At 37.0% G+C, this 17003-nt stretch carries 16 protein-coding genes and 1 riboswitch; of the genes, 11 read left to right on the top strand and 5 right to left on the bottom strand.

Features of this window, described 5'->3' with window-relative positions; all coding sequences use genetic code 11:
* Positions 1–467: 467 nt before the first annotated feature.
* The 4 genes from menC to MKY37_RS22325 are packed head-to-tail and all read right to left on the bottom strand — an operon-like array spanning position 468 to position 4393.
* On the bottom strand, positions 468–1577 hold the full coding sequence (gene menC, locus MKY37_RS22340; protein ID WP_340780439.1) for an o-succinylbenzoate synthase: 1110 nt from the start codon (positions 1575–1577) through the stop codon (positions 468–470).
* Position 1578: 1 nt separating this feature from the next.
* Positions 1579–2403, bottom strand: a complete 825-nt coding sequence (locus MKY37_RS22335; RefSeq protein WP_340780438.1) for a GNAT family N-acetyltransferase — start codon at positions 2401–2403, stop codon at positions 1579–1581.
* 5 nt (positions 2404–2408) lie between these two features.
* Entirely contained in the window at positions 2409–3536 is a 1128-nt protein-coding gene (locus tag MKY37_RS22330; protein WP_340780437.1) for a M20 peptidase aminoacylase family protein, read from the bottom strand.
* Entirely contained in the window at positions 3533–4393 is an 861-nt protein-coding gene (locus MKY37_RS22325; protein ID WP_340780436.1) for a MurR/RpiR family transcriptional regulator, read from the bottom strand. Before MKY37_RS22325 ends, MKY37_RS22330 begins: the two co-directional genes overlap by 4 nt.
* A 401-nt stretch (positions 4394–4794) precedes the next feature.
* On the opposite strand from MKY37_RS22325, the gene MKY37_RS22320 reads away from it, so the two are divergent.
* The 11 genes from MKY37_RS22320 (at position 4795) to MKY37_RS22270 (ending at position 15440) form a co-directional block, all read left to right on the top strand.
* Complete coding sequence (locus tag MKY37_RS22320; protein ID WP_340780435.1) at positions 4795–5646, top strand: S16 family serine protease; 852 nt, start codon at positions 4795–4797, stop codon at positions 5644–5646.
* Between the two features lie 17 nt (positions 5647–5663).
* Positions 5664–6278 (top strand): hypothetical protein, encoded by a 615-nt coding sequence (locus MKY37_RS22315; RefSeq protein ID WP_340780434.1) that lies wholly within the window; start codon positions 5664–5666, stop codon positions 6276–6278.
* Positions 6279–6395: 117 nt separating this feature from the next.
* The gene (locus MKY37_RS22310; RefSeq protein ID WP_340780433.1) at positions 6396–7649 is read left to right on the top strand and encodes a Y-family DNA polymerase; all 1254 of its coding nucleotides are present in this window, start codon (positions 6396–6398) and stop codon (positions 7647–7649) included.
* Between the two features lie 122 nt (positions 7650–7771).
* Positions 7772–8506, top strand: coding sequence for an SDR family NAD(P)-dependent oxidoreductase (locus MKY37_RS22305; RefSeq protein ID WP_340780432.1), 735 nt, complete (start codon positions 7772–7774; stop codon positions 8504–8506).
* Positions 8507–8816: 310 nt separating this feature from the next.
* Positions 8817–9935, top strand: coding sequence for a DUF1835 domain-containing protein (locus tag MKY37_RS22300; protein ID WP_340780431.1), 1119 nt, complete (start codon positions 8817–8819; stop codon positions 9933–9935).
* A gap of 265 nt (positions 9936–10200) precedes the next feature.
* A riboswitch (TPP riboswitch) is annotated at positions 10201–10299 on the top strand.
* A gap of 78 nt (positions 10300–10377) precedes the next feature.
* A complete protein-coding gene (gene tenA, locus MKY37_RS22295) occupies positions 10378–11064 on the top strand; it encodes a thiaminase II (protein WP_340780430.1) in 687 nt (228 codons plus the stop codon).
* A complete protein-coding gene (thiM, locus tag MKY37_RS22290) occupies positions 11048–11788 on the top strand; it encodes a hydroxyethylthiazole kinase (protein WP_340780429.1) in 741 nt (246 codons plus the stop codon). The genes tenA and thiM overlap by 17 nt, the downstream gene beginning before the upstream one ends.
* On the top strand, positions 11785–12600 hold the full coding sequence (gene thiD / locus MKY37_RS22285) for a bifunctional hydroxymethylpyrimidine kinase/phosphomethylpyrimidine kinase (protein WP_340780428.1): 816 nt from the start codon (positions 11785–11787) through the stop codon (positions 12598–12600). Before thiM ends, thiD begins: the two co-directional genes overlap by 4 nt.
* Complete coding sequence (gene thiE, locus MKY37_RS22280) at positions 12590–13213, top strand: thiamine phosphate synthase (RefSeq protein WP_340780427.1); 624 nt, start codon at positions 12590–12592, stop codon at positions 13211–13213. The genes thiD and thiE overlap by 11 nt, the downstream gene beginning before the upstream one ends.
* Before the next feature lie 187 nt (positions 13214–13400).
* Complete coding sequence (locus MKY37_RS22275) at positions 13401–13892, top strand: DMP19 family protein (RefSeq protein ID WP_340780426.1); 492 nt, start codon at positions 13401–13403, stop codon at positions 13890–13892.
* Between the two features lie 120 nt (positions 13893–14012).
* Complete coding sequence (locus MKY37_RS22270; protein WP_340780424.1) at positions 14013–15440, top strand: aldehyde dehydrogenase family protein; 1428 nt, start codon at positions 14013–14015, stop codon at positions 15438–15440.
* Between the two features lie 565 nt (positions 15441–16005).
* Here MKY37_RS22270 and MKY37_RS22265 read toward each other — a convergent pair.
* On the bottom strand, positions 16006–16806 hold the full coding sequence (locus MKY37_RS22265; protein ID WP_340780423.1) for a helix-turn-helix domain-containing protein: 801 nt from the start codon (positions 16804–16806) through the stop codon (positions 16006–16008).
* Positions 16807–17003 lie beyond the last annotated feature (197 nt).

Here is a 17003-nt window from a genome sequence, read left to right as displayed (position 1 = left end):
ACAGACCCTGCAATACCCAGGTAACCGAAACTGGCGAAAAATTGTAAAATCTCTTGTCCTGATGCGAATCCCGCTCCAACGATAATTCCAATGAAAGCAGATCCGATTTGAAAGCTTTTTTTCATATGCGTAAACTCCTTGTTATTATAATATTCCGAAAATTTATAAGATAAAGCGCCCATTTACTTAGTAAAGGGGCTTATTGCATTTATCCCGCATTAACGGGCAGTAATTAGGCTTAAGCAACAAAGCATAAGAGGGAGACAACTGCTCGTAAATGCCCGTCATAGAACATAGACGAAAAGCGCCACGTCGTGTGGCTTCGTCTATGTGACTCGCTTCTTGCGAGTCCCGGACCAACAGGATGTTGGTCACTCAAGCATTGCCGCACGATGCGGCGTTATTTTCCTAAGTTCATCTTTTCAATCAGTGGGGGATGAAGAAACCCTACTGATTGAAGTTTCACTTTAAGCTTTAAAATGGAACTGTTCCACTGTGTAACGATCCATCACTTTAATATTAGGCTCATAACCAATGCCATAACCTGTAGGAACCGTGATATATCCGTCTTTTGCAACTACTTCAGGAGTAATGACATCTTCCTCCCAATAGCGGGAAGAACCCGCAGTATCACCAGGCAAGATAAAGTTTGGGAGTGTCGTTAACGCTACGTTATGAGCACGTCCTATCCCTGATTCTAACATTCCACCACACCATACTGGGATGTCGTTTTCCATACAGAAGTCATGAATTTTTTTCGATTCAGTTAAGCCACCGACACGTCCAATTTTGACATTAATTATTTGAGTACTTCCAAGTTCAAAGGCTTTGCGGGCATCTTCTAATGAGTGAATACTTTCATCTAAACAAATAGGCGTTTTTAGCTCTTTTTGCAATTTTGCATGATCAATAATATCATCAGAAGCTAAAGGCTGTTCTATCATTGTCAAATTAAACTCATCTAGTTGTTTAAGTACGTCTATATCATCTAATGTATATGCAGAATTCGCATCTGCCATAAGGGGAACGTTTGGAAAAGCTTCTCTAAGAGCTTGAATTACATTAACGTCAAAGCCTGGCTTTATTTTAACTTTCATTCGTTTATAGCCTTCCGCTATGTAACCACGAACAAGTTCGATTAAATCCTCTGTACTTTTTTGGATTCCAATACTAATACCGACTTCAATTTTTTCTGCTGTTCCACCAAGCGCTTCTGCTAATGTCCATTTATTGCGTTTTGCATATAAATCCCAAATGGCACCTTCAATTGCTGCTTTGGCCATATTATTTTTACGAAGAGGGGCAAATAGTTCATTTACTTCATCTGGGTGTGTAATCTCTTTATCCAATACAAGTGGGATTAAAAAATCTCTAATCATATGTAGGTTGGTTTCAAGTGTTTCTTCGTTATACCAAGGAGAGTGGAATGCTGTAGATTCGCCCCATCCTGTATTTCCAAGTTCATCTGTTACTTCTAATAGAAGGAACTCTTTATCTTGGAAGGTCCCAAAACTTGTTGAAAAAGGGGATTTCATTGTCATTTTCATTTTACGAATATTTACTTCTTTAATAATCATATTATTTCTCCTCTGTTTGTAATGGTATCGTTGATTTTTGTACAAATTGATAGTAGTTAACTGGGTCCTCCGTTTTTCGCACGGAAACGAGTGCATAACCCTTTGAAAATAAAGTTTGGATAATTTTCCGAATTTGCAAACGCCATTTTAAAGCTGTTTTGGGACTTGCTGTCTTCATCGCTTGAAATTGCTGAGGAATAGGTACTTCATATCCCTGTTCTGTTGGGTCAAATAAATCTGGTTCAACTAAAACAGGTAGATTTTCATCAGAAAACACCGTTTGAAATAGATTTTTAAAAATAATACCATGTGGCATCCATTTTTCCTGCACACGTTCACTTGTAATTCTCCACTCAACTTGTAAGCGATCAGTTGGTAAACCAGCATTGATCCCGTCTGACATTTCCCCATAACAGTTCTCAATATAGGTGTCGACGATTCCATAAAGCTTCGCAATATTCAAATAGGCATTGCGACTTTCTAGTGGATCGAATGTCCAAGTGATCAATTTATATCCCATCTCTTTTGCAACTATAAGCTGCTCGTCTTTTAACTTTTTCCCGATGCCTCGTACTTGATAATCTGGGTGAATGCCAAGCATATGAGAGCATAAATACGTTTCTTTGTTTTTATAACCAGGGAAGCCATAAGAAAAGCCTACTAATTTTTCTCTGTCAAATGCTCCAATTATTAATCCGCCATTCTTAACTGCTGTGAGTGTTTGGTGGACAGGAATTGCACCCATGCCCCAAACTACTTCTTCTAATTGTTGAACAAGGAGCATTTCTTCCATTGTTTTTAATACACGAATGTCAATCTGGGCCATTCTCTTCACTCCTCTTTTTGAAAAGTACCGATAACGGCCTTCGCAAGAATTTCAATACCAGTTAATATACTATCATGGTTAAACGCCATATTCGGGTGATGTAGTCCAGGAGCTAAATCACATCCTAATCCTAGCATCGTCGCTTTAATGGAAGGCCTTTTTAATGTATAAAAGTGAAAATCCTCTCCTCCTGGAGTAACGATAGGGGGGATATAATGTTCTTGACCAATTGTCTCAATAATTGCCACTTTCATAAATTCCTCTGCTGTTGCATCAATCTCCGCTGCAGCAATTTCCGTCTCCATATGAAAATCTATCGTACTATTATTTAAGAATGCGACAGATTGAATGGCATGTTCTACTTTTGCAATTAGCTCATCAATCGCAGCATTTGTTTGTGCTCGAACGTCTATGCTAAACTCTGCATTTCCTGGAATGATATTGGCAGATTCTCCGCCTGCTTGAAATCGTGTAAGCTTTGCAGAATAAGACATCATTGGATCTAGGTAAATTGCTTGAATAGCTTGCACCATTTGAGCACCAACTTCAATCGCGTTGATGCCAAGATGTGGTCTCGCACCATGCGCTTCTATCCCGTGAATTTTACCGCTAATAAGTTTCGCTGCTCCATGTAAAATGGCAGGGGAAGCATAACCGTTTCGAATTTCTTGAATAGGGCGTAGGTGAACTCCGTACAAATAGTCGATATCCTCTACTAAGCCTTTTTCAATATAAGAAAGCGCCCCAGTACCTTTCTCTTCCGCTGGCTGAAATAATACTTTTAATGTTCCTTGTTTGGGTATGCCTAGCTTTTTCAATAAAAGCAGAGTGCCTAAAACCATCGTCATATGTGCATCATGTCCACAGGAATGATTTGCTTTAAATTCACCATCCACTTCTTGCCATAGCGCGTCCATATCTGTTCGAATACCTACGCAAGGTTTTCCACTACCGACAGTAACTACTAAACCAGTGGAGTCATCAAAAGTAGTTACATTAAAACCTTCCTGCACTAAAATATCGTTCAAATACTTGGTTGTCGAAAACTCCTTCCAGCTAATTTCAGGATTTGCATGAAGATGTTGAAATACCGCTTCCACAGTAGGCTTTATTTCTAATAACACTTGTTTCATGATGGGTTTCCTTCTTCCTCGAATAGAAAATGACTTGAAATAGTTTCATACAATGCTTGCCTTTTTTTAAAATCCTCCTTTTGCTCTACGATTAAACCTGCAACAACCGCGTTCATAAATGAAAAGAGGGGGGAGACTGCATCCAATGTTGATTTGTTTGATGCATAAATAGGGAATAATACATCACTATAGGCATGAATAGGTGCTAGCATTGAGTCACTTATCCCTATAATGTATGATTTTTGTTTCTTTATAAGCTCGGCTATTTGAATAGTTTCTTTCAAATAGCGATGGAACGAAATAATAATGACGACAGAATTTTCATCCATTTGTGTAATCGTACGGATAACGTCTTCTGTTTCCGGTCGCATAAAATGGACATTTTCTTTTACTAGTCCTAAAGAAAATGAAAGCCAATTTGCAGCGGAATAGGAAGAGCGAAGTCCAAGTACATAAACGGATTTTGCGTTTGATAAATGCTGAATCGCAGCGTGGTAAGCATTTTCCTCTATTTGATTCATCGTAACTAAGATGGATTCGCGGTCCTGTTCCATTACTTGTTTATGAAAGCTGATATCCTTTGGAATGACTAGTTTTGCCTGCTGATAAGTAGATAAACTGCTTTCTTTTATAAAAAATTGCTCTCGAACTAGTTTTTGAAGTTCCGCAAAACCAGAAAAGCCCAGTGAGTAGGCAAAGCGAATAATAGTGGATTCACTTAGCCCAATTTTAGAACCGAATTCAGCTGCTGAATATAAAGCAATATCATTAGGATGTTCTTGTACGTAGTTCGCTATTTTCCTTTGGCTTTTAGACATAGTACTATATTTTTCTCGTATTAGATTTAGTAATAACAAATTATACTCTCCTTTTGAAGGATTAGCGTTATTTTTTATTAATTATGAAGTTTTCACTTCTTTTTATTGCTATTTAATTTATCATAATATTCTGTTCTTCGCAATGTGTTATTTTGGGACATAAGAAAAACCGGGCAAAAGACATGCCCGGTACTTTAAGTTCAAAATCTGTTTCTATCGTTTTCGAAGGGCTTTGGACATAGTAGTTGTTATATAATTACCGATTGATTTTCGCTGTGCATATTATAGAGCGCCTAGAAGTTTAGTGGTGTTGTTTTATTTGGGTGGTTTATGAAGGGTTTTTTAGCAGTAAATAGAATAAGTAAAGTAGTACTTTTTGGAAAGGATAGGTGATATAGATCATTGAATCAGCAAATAAGTACCAAATGATTCCTTTTGCAATGACCATTTTTGTTTACTTTGCGGAGTTCTATTTGTTTCTCCTTGATTATATTTCTAGTTTTTTCTTTTGGAGTATGTTGGTTTTGCTCGTTATATTATGGCCATTTTTTTTATTTGGTATTAGAAAAATTCAAATCTCCAGACGTACTTTTCTATTCTCCTTCATCGCTTCGTTATTTTTACTTTTATATGAATTACCGATTATTTTGACGGAAGGGAACCACTATTTGGTTTATTCATATATTCCGCCAGAAGAACTAGTAGTAAACTCTAGAATTTATCTGTTGGCTGTAAATTCTGTGCAGATAAAACAGGAAGAGATTTTAGAGGAACAAGCTTTTCGCGATCTTAATAGTGGTTTGTTGATTTTTGACATAAAAGAAGTCTCTAATTTTCTTCGCTATGCTGGTAAAAGTACCGCAATTTTTAAATGGATCGGACTCAATCTTGACGATGATTTTCAGCAGATGTCAGTGAATGTGAAAACGTATTTAGATTCAACTAATCCATCTGTAGATGAGTTTCTTTCTAGAAGCAATTCAGGTGGGAACAGTGCAGGTTTAGCTCTCGTTTTATCTAGTCTAATAGAACAAGGAAAAATTAAAAATGATATACCAATCGGTGTGACAGGAGCAATCAATAAATCTGGAAAAGTAATAGAAATTGGTCTTATAAAGGAAAAAGTTCTAAGTGCAAATAATATCGGGCTTCCCTATATAATTCTTCCGATTGGAAATTTGGAAGAGGGTAATGAGGTAGTGAAATCATCTAATCTTTCAATAGAAGTAATTGGAGTTAGAAATGTAGATGACGCCATTCAACGGATTGATGAGTTAAACCGGGATAAATAGGAGAGGAAGAGACTAATATGAAAAAAAGAGAAGTGGACCAAACTGACTATTATGATCAACAGCTTTCAACGATTGATGAACAATTATGTGCACTGTTAAAGCAACGGAAAGAACTTTCGAATAACAATCCAGGTGTACCGCCTATTGAATCTATCACTAAATGGACGGAAAAGTATGGTGTTTATGAGGATTTGTTAAACTCGTTATTTGGATTATTGAGAAATGAGGAAATCTTTCGGCCTCAGGTGGAGCCGAATAATTTCAGACTTCATCTACCAGTTATGAAAGCAATTGAAAAGGCGGAACGTTTATACTCAATTACTTTCATTCGACAGTTTGATAATGCAAGTGTGATATATCTTACTATAGATTGGGATGTTCCAAAAAATTTGGATCATCTGGAGGAAATACGTCGCAGTCGTTATGAAGGCGCTTTTCATTTACATATAAATGAAAATTATGATTGTCGTCCTACCGGTGGAAGGGGATCGGGAGGTCATTCTACACAGAAATTTGTAGTATCTCCAGCACTCCCAGATGATTTAACAGGATTAAGCTTAGTTTTTACTGAGTATACGAATCATTTGAAAGAGAATCCTACTGGTCTTGAATTTGTCATGAAACTCAAATAAAAAAAGCGTTCCTGCTATAGGAACGTTTTTTATACACTCTATTATTTACCATTGAATAAGAACCTGTGTTCGTAATATACTATAAAGAACATACGTTCCTAGAGAGGGGTAAATAATATGTATGAAGGACTAAAAAACCGGCAAATTATATGTATTGATATACGTAGTTTTTTTGCGAGCTGTGCAGCAGCAGACGCAGGTCTGGATGTCATGAATACTCCGATTGCAGTCATTGGAGATTTGGAGCGAAAAGGAAGTATCGTGCTCGCCGCATCCCCACCTATGAAAAAACAGTTTGGTGTAAAGACTGGAACGAGACTTTTTGAAATACCAGATCATCCTTCGATTCATCTTATTGAACCTAAAATGGAGTTTTTCGTTCGAGTATCGATGGAAATTACACGCTATTTACATCAGTTCGTCCCATATGAATCGATTCATGTATACAGTGTCGATGAGTGTTTCGTAGATCTTGGCGGAACAGAAAAGCTTTGGGGACCCGTTGAAAAAACGATAAAACGTATACAAGATGAACTATATGCTCAATTTCAGTTACCCTGTGCGGTTGGAATGGGGCCTAATATGCTTATGGCTAAGCTGGCACTTGACTTAGAAGCGAAAAAAACTGGTTTTGCTAAATGGACATATGAAGACGTTCAAGAGAAATTGTGGCCAGTAACTCCATTAAGTGATATGTGGGGGATTGGATCCCGTCTAAAAAAGACGCTAAATAATATGGGGATTTTCAATGTTGGGCAATTGGCGAAAACACCATTATCTTTGCTCGAGGAGAAGTTTGGAGTGATGGGAAACCAACTTTTTCATCATGCGTGGGGGATAGATTTATCCGAGCTCGGAGCGCCTCTTGAAGGAGGACAAATTAGTTATGGAAAAGGACAAATATTATTTCGAGATTATCGTAGTAAAAAAGAAGTCATGGCAGTCGTTTTGGAAATGTGTGAGGATGTAGCAAGGCGTGCACGCGAAGCAGAAATGGCTGGTAGAACGATACATCTATCTGTTGAGTATAGCAAAGACGCTTTTGGTGGAGGGTTTAATCGTTCTCGTTCCATCGATGAGCCGACAAATGCCACAATGACCATTTATAAAGTGTGTGAACAAATCTTTGATGAATTTTATGATCGCCGTCCTGTTCGGAAATTGTCTCTCTCGATTACCAATTTAGAACCAGAGTATTCGATGCAGCTTAGCTTGTTTGAAGAAAATAAATGGAAGGAACGAAAGCTAGGAAAAACGATGGATGCACTACGGAGTAAATACGGCTCTACTGCAGTTTTACGTGCAGTATCTTACACAGAAGCAGGAACTGCAAGAAAGCGCGCGGGATTACTTGGAGGGCATAAAAAGTAAACGTCAGATCCAATATTTTGACTTTCGTAAAAAAGAGGAATATATTAATAATATAAATATCTTTAATTCGAGATATAAAAATTTAGATATTTAAATTTTATTTGGATAGGAGTGCTTTTCTAATGAAACTACAAAACAAAGTAGCGATAATCACAGGTGGTGCATCGGGAATCGGCGCAGCAACAGCAAGACTTTTTGTACAAGAGGGTGCAAAAGTAGTGTTAGTAGATTTGAATGAAGAAAAAGGAAAAGCATTTGAAGCAGAGTTAAAAGCACAAAATGCTGAGGCGCTATTTGTTAAAGCTAATATTACAAGTGAAGAAGAAGTTCAAAATATATACAAAGAAACAATTGCCGCTTTTGGAAAAGTGGATATAGTTTTTAATAATGCAGGTATTGGTCGCGTAACTCCTACAGAAGAGTTAGAATATGCAGAATGGCGTAATACAGTGAATGTTGATTTAGATGGTGTATTCTTAGTTGCGCGTGATGCAATCCGTGAAATGCTTAAATCTGGTGGAGGAACAATTGTTAATACCGCTTCCATGTACGGTTGGGTAGGCTCACCTGGATCGGCCGCTTATAATGCAGCAAAAGGCGGAGTGATTAACTTGACACGTTCACTAGCATTGGAATATGCGACTAAAAATATTCGTGTAAATGCATTGGCACCAGGCTTCATCGATACACCGATTATTCCGGAAGAAAGCAAAGAAATATTGAAAACGATGACACCAATGCAGCGTCTTGGTCAAGCAGAAGAAATGGCTAAAGCAGTATTATTCATGGCTTCGGATGATTCTTCGTTTATGACCGGAAATGTATTAACAGTTGATGGCGGGTATACAGCACAATAGAGTGAAACTTCAATCAGAGGGAGGCTCTTCATCCTAACTGATTGTTAGTTGAATCATACAGGCTTTTACAGGCAGTTGGCACCCATTATTACTTTTTTCTTGAGAAAAGCCTTGAAGTGAAAGTATTACTGCCTGTTAATGCGGGATAAATAGGCTATCAAAATGACTCCCGACATGGGAGTCATTTTTTTTGGAAAATTGGAATTGACATCATGACTGTTTGACGAATATACCCTACAGATTTATAGTTGACACAGAAGATATAGAATTTTCCATCAGTGCTTAACGGAAGCGAATTCTTGAACAGGGGGTGGTTTTAATTAGAACTAAAGATAATTATCCATATATCTATATATTAATAGAGCCTAATGTCGTTTTTGTTTATCGGATTGAAACAGAAAAGTATATAACAATTTCGGACTTAAATAATGATAGCAGTAAGTGTGAGACATTTGAAATCAATCATAGAGATGATTTTGAAACGCTTAACCACTTGGAAAGAAAGCAAGTGGAAGGAAGAGCATTCTTTGTGAATCAGGATGGAATGATCAAGATTGTAGAAGAAATAAATAAACATATTCAAAAAAGGAGACGGGTAAAAGGTCTGGAGAAATTTGGTGCTGTTCATATTGTAACTTCAGAATCGGCAGCAGGTTCTTTAAGAGTAGGACTTGAAAGACCAAAGACTGTAATTGGATTTCCAGACACTTTTTCAATTGGACCTTTGTGGAAGCTAGAAGAGGAAATAGGACAAAACTCTCGCAAAGAATGGTTATATGAAAATATTAACCTAGAGAACGATGATTATGAATATGTGAATAAGTTTTCCAATACATTGCGTGAGATTGAGGATATAGCAAATAATGTTCCCATTTATATTTGGTATGGTGATAATCCAGATGAACAAACAGGTCTACGATTTTTTCTCTATTTATTGAGGGAAAAGCCAAATGAGGTTTTTCTTATGAAATCCACGAGTGTCAATGAGAGATATCGCGATATTAAAAAAGAGCAATCTATTTTCCATACAGGTCAATTAGATTCTAAAAATATAAGGCTAATCTTTGAAAATAATAAAGGGAATAAACCTTTATCTGATAATGAACGCATTGAATTTCAAATGGAATGGGAAAAACTAGCTCTAAATAAAGAAGTGTTACGCTTATGGGTAGATGGTGAAATTAAAGGGGTCCCAGAAAATCATTATGATTCATACATCATCGCAATAATAGAGAAGCTACATAGTAAGCAAGAGTCAAAAGATTTTATCAAGACCGGTAGCGTGATCGGAGAAATTTTGACACAAATAGATTCGTATATAGATTTATACTTTTTAGAATATCGGATTAGGCATTTAGTATACAATAGTATACTCAAGTTGAAAGGGATACCCAAATCAATCAGACATTATAGTATAAAACTTCGGTGATCTATCAGACCTTGAACTAAATTTCCAAATTTCATTAATATTGAATTTATAGTTATGCAAGAGAACAGTAGCTTTTGAAACAGAATAGTTCCCTTGTGAATGATGTGAACCGAAAGATTCAGAGTCTGAAATAAAAACTAAGAGCTTTTCTATGCTAGGAAGACTACTAGTCTATTTGGGAGATGTAACAATCAATAAAAATTTTAGTTTGGAAGATGTGTTATTGATTAAAGTAATTTAATGCGGTAAGCTAGATACTAATTAAATGTTTTTGCGGGGGGACACATATGTGTTGAGAAGGTTAAAACCTGACCCTTAGAACCTGACAGTTAATACTGACGTAGGGAGCAATGAAGTGGTGTCGTATGCACTTTTTCAACCTCTACTATTTTTTAGTAGAGGTTTTTTTGCGCTTACGTCTGACAATGGAGGAGGACGAAGAGTGTCATTTTGTGAAATAATCCGAAAAGAGACAGATATGTATTGGGTAGCCAGCTTTCATCATCCTTTTGTGATGGGAATTGCAGATGGATCATTACCAATGGAGAAATTTAAGATGTATATGCTACAAGATGCATACTATTTGAAGCATTATACGAAAGTACTTGCAATTGCTGCATCAAAGGCAACCTATGATGAAGATATCCGGTATTTCATTCAAACAGCTCAGTTTATACATGAAGCTGAATTAGATATGCATCGCACAACCTTTGAGCAATTAGGTGTATCTAAAGAAGAAATTAAAGTTTTTGAACCTGCACCAGCTGCGTATAATTATGTCTCACATATGTATAACGCAGCACAAAATGGAGATGTAGCAGAAGCATTTGCAGCAATGTTCCCTTGTCCTTGGTTATATCAAGAAATTGGACAATATTATAAACATGCGGAGCCAGGAATAGCGCTTTATCAACAGTGGCTAGATCTATATAGTTCAGATGAAATGGTACACAAAATTGCAAATCAAAAAAAGATGATGAATCGTTTTGCTGAGGAACAACCAGAAAAGACAGCAGTATTTAAAAGTCATTTTAAGAAAAGCTGCTTTTACGAGTGGCAATTTTGGGAGATGCCATGGACGCTGCAAAATTGGGAAAAGGAAGTGTTACGTTATGCTAACAACTATTAAAAAATCTTCTCCATTAGTACATTGCATCACGAATTATGTCGTAGCTAATTTTACAGCGAATGGCTTATTAGCAATTGGGGCTTCTCCTGTGATGGCAGACGAAGTAGAGGAAGTTGCTGACATGGTCGCTATTTCGCAAGGCCTACTTATCAATATTGGGACCATAAATTCACGAACGGCTGACACCATGCTTGTAGCAGGGAAAAAAGCAAATGTATTAGGCATTCCCATAGTATTGGACCCTGTTGGTATTGGGGCAACAGCCTACCGGAAAAAAGTGGTCATGGATTTACTCGCACATATTCAATTTCAATGTATCCGCTGTAATGCAGGAGAATTAGCAGCAATCGCAGGAGTTTCTTGGGAAGGAAAGGGAGTCGATAGTGGTATAGGAAATATGGATATCGAGATCGTTGCAAAAGAGGTGGCCCTCAATTATCAATGCTTAGTCGTAGTGACAGGACCAAAAGATATCGTAACAGATGGGCAGCAAGTACTTGAAGTAAACGGCGGGAATGAGTTAGCGACACGTGTGACTGGAATGGGTTGCTTATTGAGCGCTGTTTGTGCCGCAACACTAGCTGTAGCAGAACATCCACTGCAAGATATAGCTTCGGTATTACTTGATTACAAACAAGCTGCCGAACAACGCGGGCCGGAAGTAGGTACGTTTGCAGTTCAATTTATCAACTCACTACAAATGATTGCGGAGGGAAATAGATGATTGCATTAACAATTGCAGGCTCTGATTCGGGTGGTGGAGCTGGGATTCAAGCCGATTTAAAAACATTTCAGGAGCTAGGAGTTTTTGGTACAACCGTTATTACGGCTTTAACAGCGCAAAATACAAAGGGAGTTCATGGTATCTATGAAGTAAAACCAAATTTTGTCGAACAACAACTGAATGTTCTTTTTGATGACTTTCCAATAAAAGCAATGAAAACAGGAATGCTATTTTCTGCTGAAATTATTAATGTAGTAGCAGAAATTGTTAAGAAACAGAATATTCCACTAATTGTGGATCCCGTTATGATTGCAAAGGGTGGAGCTAGTTTGTTACAAGATGCAGCTATAATAGCTTTAAAAGAAAAATTGCTACCCTATACAACAATTTGCACACCTAATATTCCTGAAGCAGAGGTACTAACAGGTATATCCATACGTACAACAAAAGATATTGAAAAAGCAGCAAGGGAATTGCTTAATTTTGGTGTTAAATGTGTAGTCATGAAGGGTGGTCATCTAGATGGAGCGCAAGCAATAGATACAGTATATATGGGAAATAACATATTCACGATCTCAGCCCCTCGTATCATGACGAAAGATACACATGGAACTGGGTGTACATTTTCGGCTGCCATTACAGCGAATATAGCAAATGGATTAGCAGTCATCGATTCAATAGTGGAAGCTAAAAAGTTTATCCAATTGGCTATAGCAACTCCTCTGTATATTGGGAGCGGTCATGGACCAACTAATCATTTTGCTTTTAACAGAGCTAGCAAGATATGTGAGGTTGAAATATATGAATCGTAAAATATTAGAAGTCTATTTCATCATGGGAACAGCGAATTGCCTAACAGACCCTTTAGAAACACTGGAGAATGCATTAAAAGCAGGTATTACATGCTTTCAGCTTCGTGAAAAAGGGGATATTCCATTAACGGGTGTTGCTTATGAGGAATTTGCGGTTGCATGTCAAAGGCTTTGTCAAAAATACCATGTTCCTTTTATTATAAATGATGATGTTGAACTTGCGATTCGATTAAAGGCCGATGGTATCCATGTCGGACAAGATGATGTAGCAATATCAACGTTTCGAGAAAGAGTAAAGGATATGATTGTCGGTGTATCAGTACATACTCTAACTGAAATGGAGTTAGCAGTGAAAAATGGAGCGGATTATGTAGGAATCGGTCCCATTTATAATACAATTTCAAAAGCCGATGCAAAAGCACCTGCGGGTTTAGATTTTTTACGTGCAATTCGAGGAAAGTACGCTAATTTTCCGATAGTAGGAATAGGGGGGATTTCAGAAGAAAATGCACAAAAAGTTCGACAGGCTGGAGCAGATGGTGTATCGGTTATCTCCGTGATCTGCCAAAGCGAAGATATAAATCGTACTATATATCGTTTAAAAAGTTTGTAGTCACAAGTAAGTTAAATAAGCTGAGTCAAAAAATATTGTCTGAATATTATTTTTATTACCCTATTATAATCCTTGGAAATAACACGATATAAAGTATGGTAATTACTGTAATGAGGTTAATAGTGTAGTTTAGAAGACTTAGACTGCACTTTAGAAAAAGTACAGTATTAGGGGGAAAATAACAATAATGAAAATTAAATTAAAACGAAGCGAATTGCAAACTAATAATGATATTTGGAATGCTGTTTTAGCTGCTTATGGTCAATATGATTTCCCAACAGAAGACGAGAAAATGAACGATTTTTTTATTTTGTTCAATTATTATTGTGAGCTTGAAAGCGGAGGACATGAAAGCTTATTCAATTGGTTCTCAGAGCATATTGAGAAAATGGGTATTCAAACATACAGCATTAGATTGTCGAAGGTGCTTGAAAAAGTAGGAGCAAATGAATATGCAGAAATAGAAAAGAGATACATAGAGCAGCTATGGAAATTATTTTTGGCTGTAGAAAAAAGTAGAATAGAAGACCCTCATTATGAAAGTTTGGTAGCAGAGTTTTGTAATCATATAGAGCAGGCAGATAGTGAATACAGTAAACTAGGTGAAAACTTGAGTGAGCGGCTAAGTCAATATGCCAATGCTATTTATACGGAAGTGATTGAAATTGTAGAAGATTAATCTCCGCTGAAAGTTAAAACGCTCGAGTAATCCCCCCTCCTTAAACCTGGTTGTCCAATTGTTTACTATCAATTGAAAAGGGAACATTTATAATAAGTCAACATATAAAGGGGTTTGGTTATGCTTAATCATACAAAACAATACATCAATGGTGAATGGGTAGACTCTACTGGTTCAGAAACAATTGAAGTAGTAAACCCTGCAACAGAAGAAGTGATTGGTAAGATTAGTAGCGGTACGGAAGAAGACGTGAATCGGTCTGTTCAGGCCGCAAAAGACGCGTTTCATACCTTTTCAAAAACATCAGTGGATGACCGGATAAAGCTTTTAGAGGATATTGCAAAAGAATACGAAAAACGTAAAGATGATTTAGTAAAAATAATGACGGAAGAGTTAGGAGCTCCAATAACAAAATCGGAGGAAATCCATTATCGAATGGGGCTTAAACACTTTAAGCAGGCTGCGGAGGAATTGAAAACATTTGAGTTCATAGAGGAAAGAGAGAACTCTTATATAAAGAAAGAACCTATCGGCGTCTCAGGACTGATTACACCTTGGAACTTCCCTACTAATCAGATTTCTACAAAGCTGGCTAGTGCATTGGCAGCTGGTAGCACTTTAGTAGTGAAGCCTGCATCACAAACGCCATTTGCTGCTGTTATTATTGCCGAAATTTTTGACAAAGTTGGGGTCCCTAAAGGAGTGTTTAACTTGGTAAATGGTTCGGGTTCAATAGTCGGGGAGGCCATTAGCTCTCATCCCGATATCGATTTTGTATCCTTTACTGGATCGGGAGCAGTAGGAAGCAGTTTGATGAAGAATGCTGCACAGGACATTAAAAATGTCTCATTAGAACTTGGAGGAAAATCTCCATTAGTCATTTTAAAGGATGCCGATGTAAAAGAAGCAGCGAAAACCGCAATAACTCAAATTGCTACAAATACAGGACAGGTATGCTCCGCAGCAACAAGAATGATTGTACCAGAAGAAATGCATGATGATTTTATTGAAGCAATGAAGGAATTAGTAACGGAGTTCCCTGTTGGTGATCCACAGGACAAAGATACATTTATGGGTCCACAGGTTTCCAAAGAGCAATGGGAAACCGTTCAATCCTATATCAAAAAAGGGGAAGAAGAAGGTGCCACACTTGCTATAGGGGGACCTGGTAAACCCGATGGAATTGATAAAGGTTTCTTTTCCAAAATAACGGTTTTCACAAACGTACAAAACGATATGACCATCGCACAGGAGGAAATCTTTGGACCTGTCATGTCGGTTATCACGTATAAAGACATTGACGAAGCTATTGAAATTGCCAATGATACCGTTTATGGTCTAGCTGGTTATATATTCGGAAATGATAAAGAAGAACTAAAGAAAGTGGCATTAAATATTCGAGCAGGGCAAATAAGAATCAATAATAGTAAATCAGATATATCGGCACCGTTTGGCGGCTTTAAGCAATCTGGTATTGGTCGCGAATGGGGAGATTATGGAATTGAAGAATTTCTGGAGCCTAAAGCGATTATAGGCATGCCTGTTTAATAGAAGAAAAGCTGCCCCACAAATTTTGTGGGCACTAAAAAGTCAACAGGGTTAATTCATAGCGAGTGAGTGGACCATTTATCGTTCACTTACTCGCTATTTTTAAATTGAACTCTAATTCAAATTAAATAATTCTGAAATGATTTCCGCACTTCCTGGAGAAAACATAAACAAGGATAACGAGATACATACTAGTCCTACAAATACCAAGCTAAATTTTTTGTGCCTGAGTAGTCCTAAAACTACTAAAAATAATCCAAGGAACAATATTAAAAAATACCAGAATCCCATAACCTCACTCCTTCTCTTAACTAAATTTAATGACGTAACCGAGTACTATAAAGTTCTGTTCCTTGCTTAATATAAATGAAGAAAGTTTAAAAATCTGACTTATTAGCGATAGTTTAAATAAAACATTTCATAAGAGTACTTGAAAATTTGAGCGGACTAAAATCACACATAATATGGTGTAGTAATTATTGCACAGGTTGAAGGTGGATATATAGTAAGAGACCGGAGTCATTTATGCACAGAATAACCAGAACGAATAGTTCCAATGAAGCGATTATTCTTCAAACTCGTTATAGAATTCAAACAAGTCTCGTTGGCAAATTTTTTCGAAAGTGCCCGTGTAATAACCTGCAAGATTACGAATTTTTTTCTTTTTTGACGCCTGTAACGAAATTGTCAGTGCCTGATATCCAATTTTTTCGTAAAGATTCTTATACTGAGGAAGATAATTAGTGACACGGTAAGTTAGGCTTCGGTAAACACCATACAAATGACTGACTGTTTTTTGGTCTTTTCCAAGCATCGAGAAAATAGTCGATTGGAACTGTTGGTAGAATGTACTAGAATTTATAATTTTAGAATTATCCACAGTATCTGTGGTAACGACAATTTCGTTAGAATACGTATTATGAAATAATTCTTTTTTAGGGCTTAAAGAATAATCGGTTTCTAATTGTGGAAAATGCTCTTCAGTACTTGAGTTTATTGGAGATTGAGAAACTTCTCGACTGATCATTTCCGATTGGTCATCAAAAGGCAAAATGATTAAAATATTAGCGCCATAACCTTTTGTAACACGTCGAATAGTTGAGATTCTCTTAATGACATGAAGGCTTTCTAACTTGCGTAACGTCCGTCGAATAGTCGCATCCGATTTATTTATTGTTTGAGTGATTGTTTCCACTTTCAAATGAGTAGCTCCAGGATACTTACACGCATACTGTGCGAGCAAAGATAACACTGCACGATCCGTATCATTTAACTTATAATAATTCTCCGTTATATGCGACTTAATATGTGCATCCATTTCTTGAACACTTTCAAATACTTGATATGTCTTTAGATAAATAGTCATCTTATTTCCCCCTAGAATCCTAAATAAGTTTTGCGATTAGTCAACCGTCTTGCAACCTTTATATAGAAAAAAGTAGGGAGAAAGGATACATTTACAATAAGCAAACTTTTTTAAAAATGACTTCCAATGCGGAAGTCATTTCAGACTGTAGACAAACTCAATTTTTGGTGCATAGAGTTGTATACTAAAATCGGCAC

Source organism: Psychrobacillus sp. FSL K6-2836, from assembly GCF_038003085.1.
Classification (GTDB): Bacteria; Bacillota; Bacilli; order Bacillales_A; family Planococcaceae; genus Psychrobacillus.
This window is presented reverse-complemented; position numbering and strand designations above follow the sequence as displayed.

Bases quoted from the DNA above. Each gene is read 5' to 3' on its own strand.
- menC (WP_340780439.1), bottom strand. From the start codon at position 1,577: ATGATTATTAAAGAAGTAAATATTCGTAAAATGAAAATGACAATGAAA.
- MKY37_RS22335 (WP_340780438.1), bottom strand. From the start codon at position 2,403: ATGGCCCAGATTGACATTCGTGTATTAAAAACAATGGAAGAAATGCTC.
- MKY37_RS22330 (WP_340780437.1), bottom strand. From the start codon at position 3,536: ATGAAACAAGTGTTATTAGAAATAAAGCCTACTGTGGAAGCGGTATTT.
- MKY37_RS22320 (WP_340780435.1), top strand. From the start codon at position 4,795: ATGACCATTTTTGTTTACTTTGCGGAGTTCTATTTGTTTCTCCTTGAT.
- MKY37_RS22315 (WP_340780434.1), top strand. From the start codon at position 5,664: ATGAAAAAAAGAGAAGTGGACCAAACTGACTATTATGATCAACAGCTT.
- MKY37_RS22310 (WP_340780433.1), top strand. From the start codon at position 6,396: ATGTATGAAGGACTAAAAAACCGGCAAATTATATGTATTGATATACGT.
- MKY37_RS22305 (WP_340780432.1), top strand. From the start codon at position 7,772: ATGAAACTACAAAACAAAGTAGCGATAATCACAGGTGGTGCATCGGGA.
- thiM (WP_340780429.1), top strand. From the start codon at position 11,048: ATGCTAACAACTATTAAAAAATCTTCTCCATTAGTACATTGCATCACG.
- thiD (WP_340780428.1), top strand. From the start codon at position 11,785: ATGATTGCATTAACAATTGCAGGCTCTGATTCGGGTGGTGGAGCTGGG.
- thiE (WP_340780427.1), top strand. From the start codon at position 12,590: ATGAATCGTAAAATATTAGAAGTCTATTTCATCATGGGAACAGCGAAT.
- MKY37_RS22275 (WP_340780426.1), top strand. From the start codon at position 13,401: ATGAAAATTAAATTAAAACGAAGCGAATTGCAAACTAATAATGATATT.
- MKY37_RS22270 (WP_340780424.1), top strand. From the start codon at position 14,013: ATGCTTAATCATACAAAACAATACATCAATGGTGAATGGGTAGACTCT.
- MKY37_RS22265 (WP_340780423.1), bottom strand. From the start codon at position 16,806: ATGACTATTTATCTAAAGACATATCAAGTATTTGAAAGTGTTCAAGAA.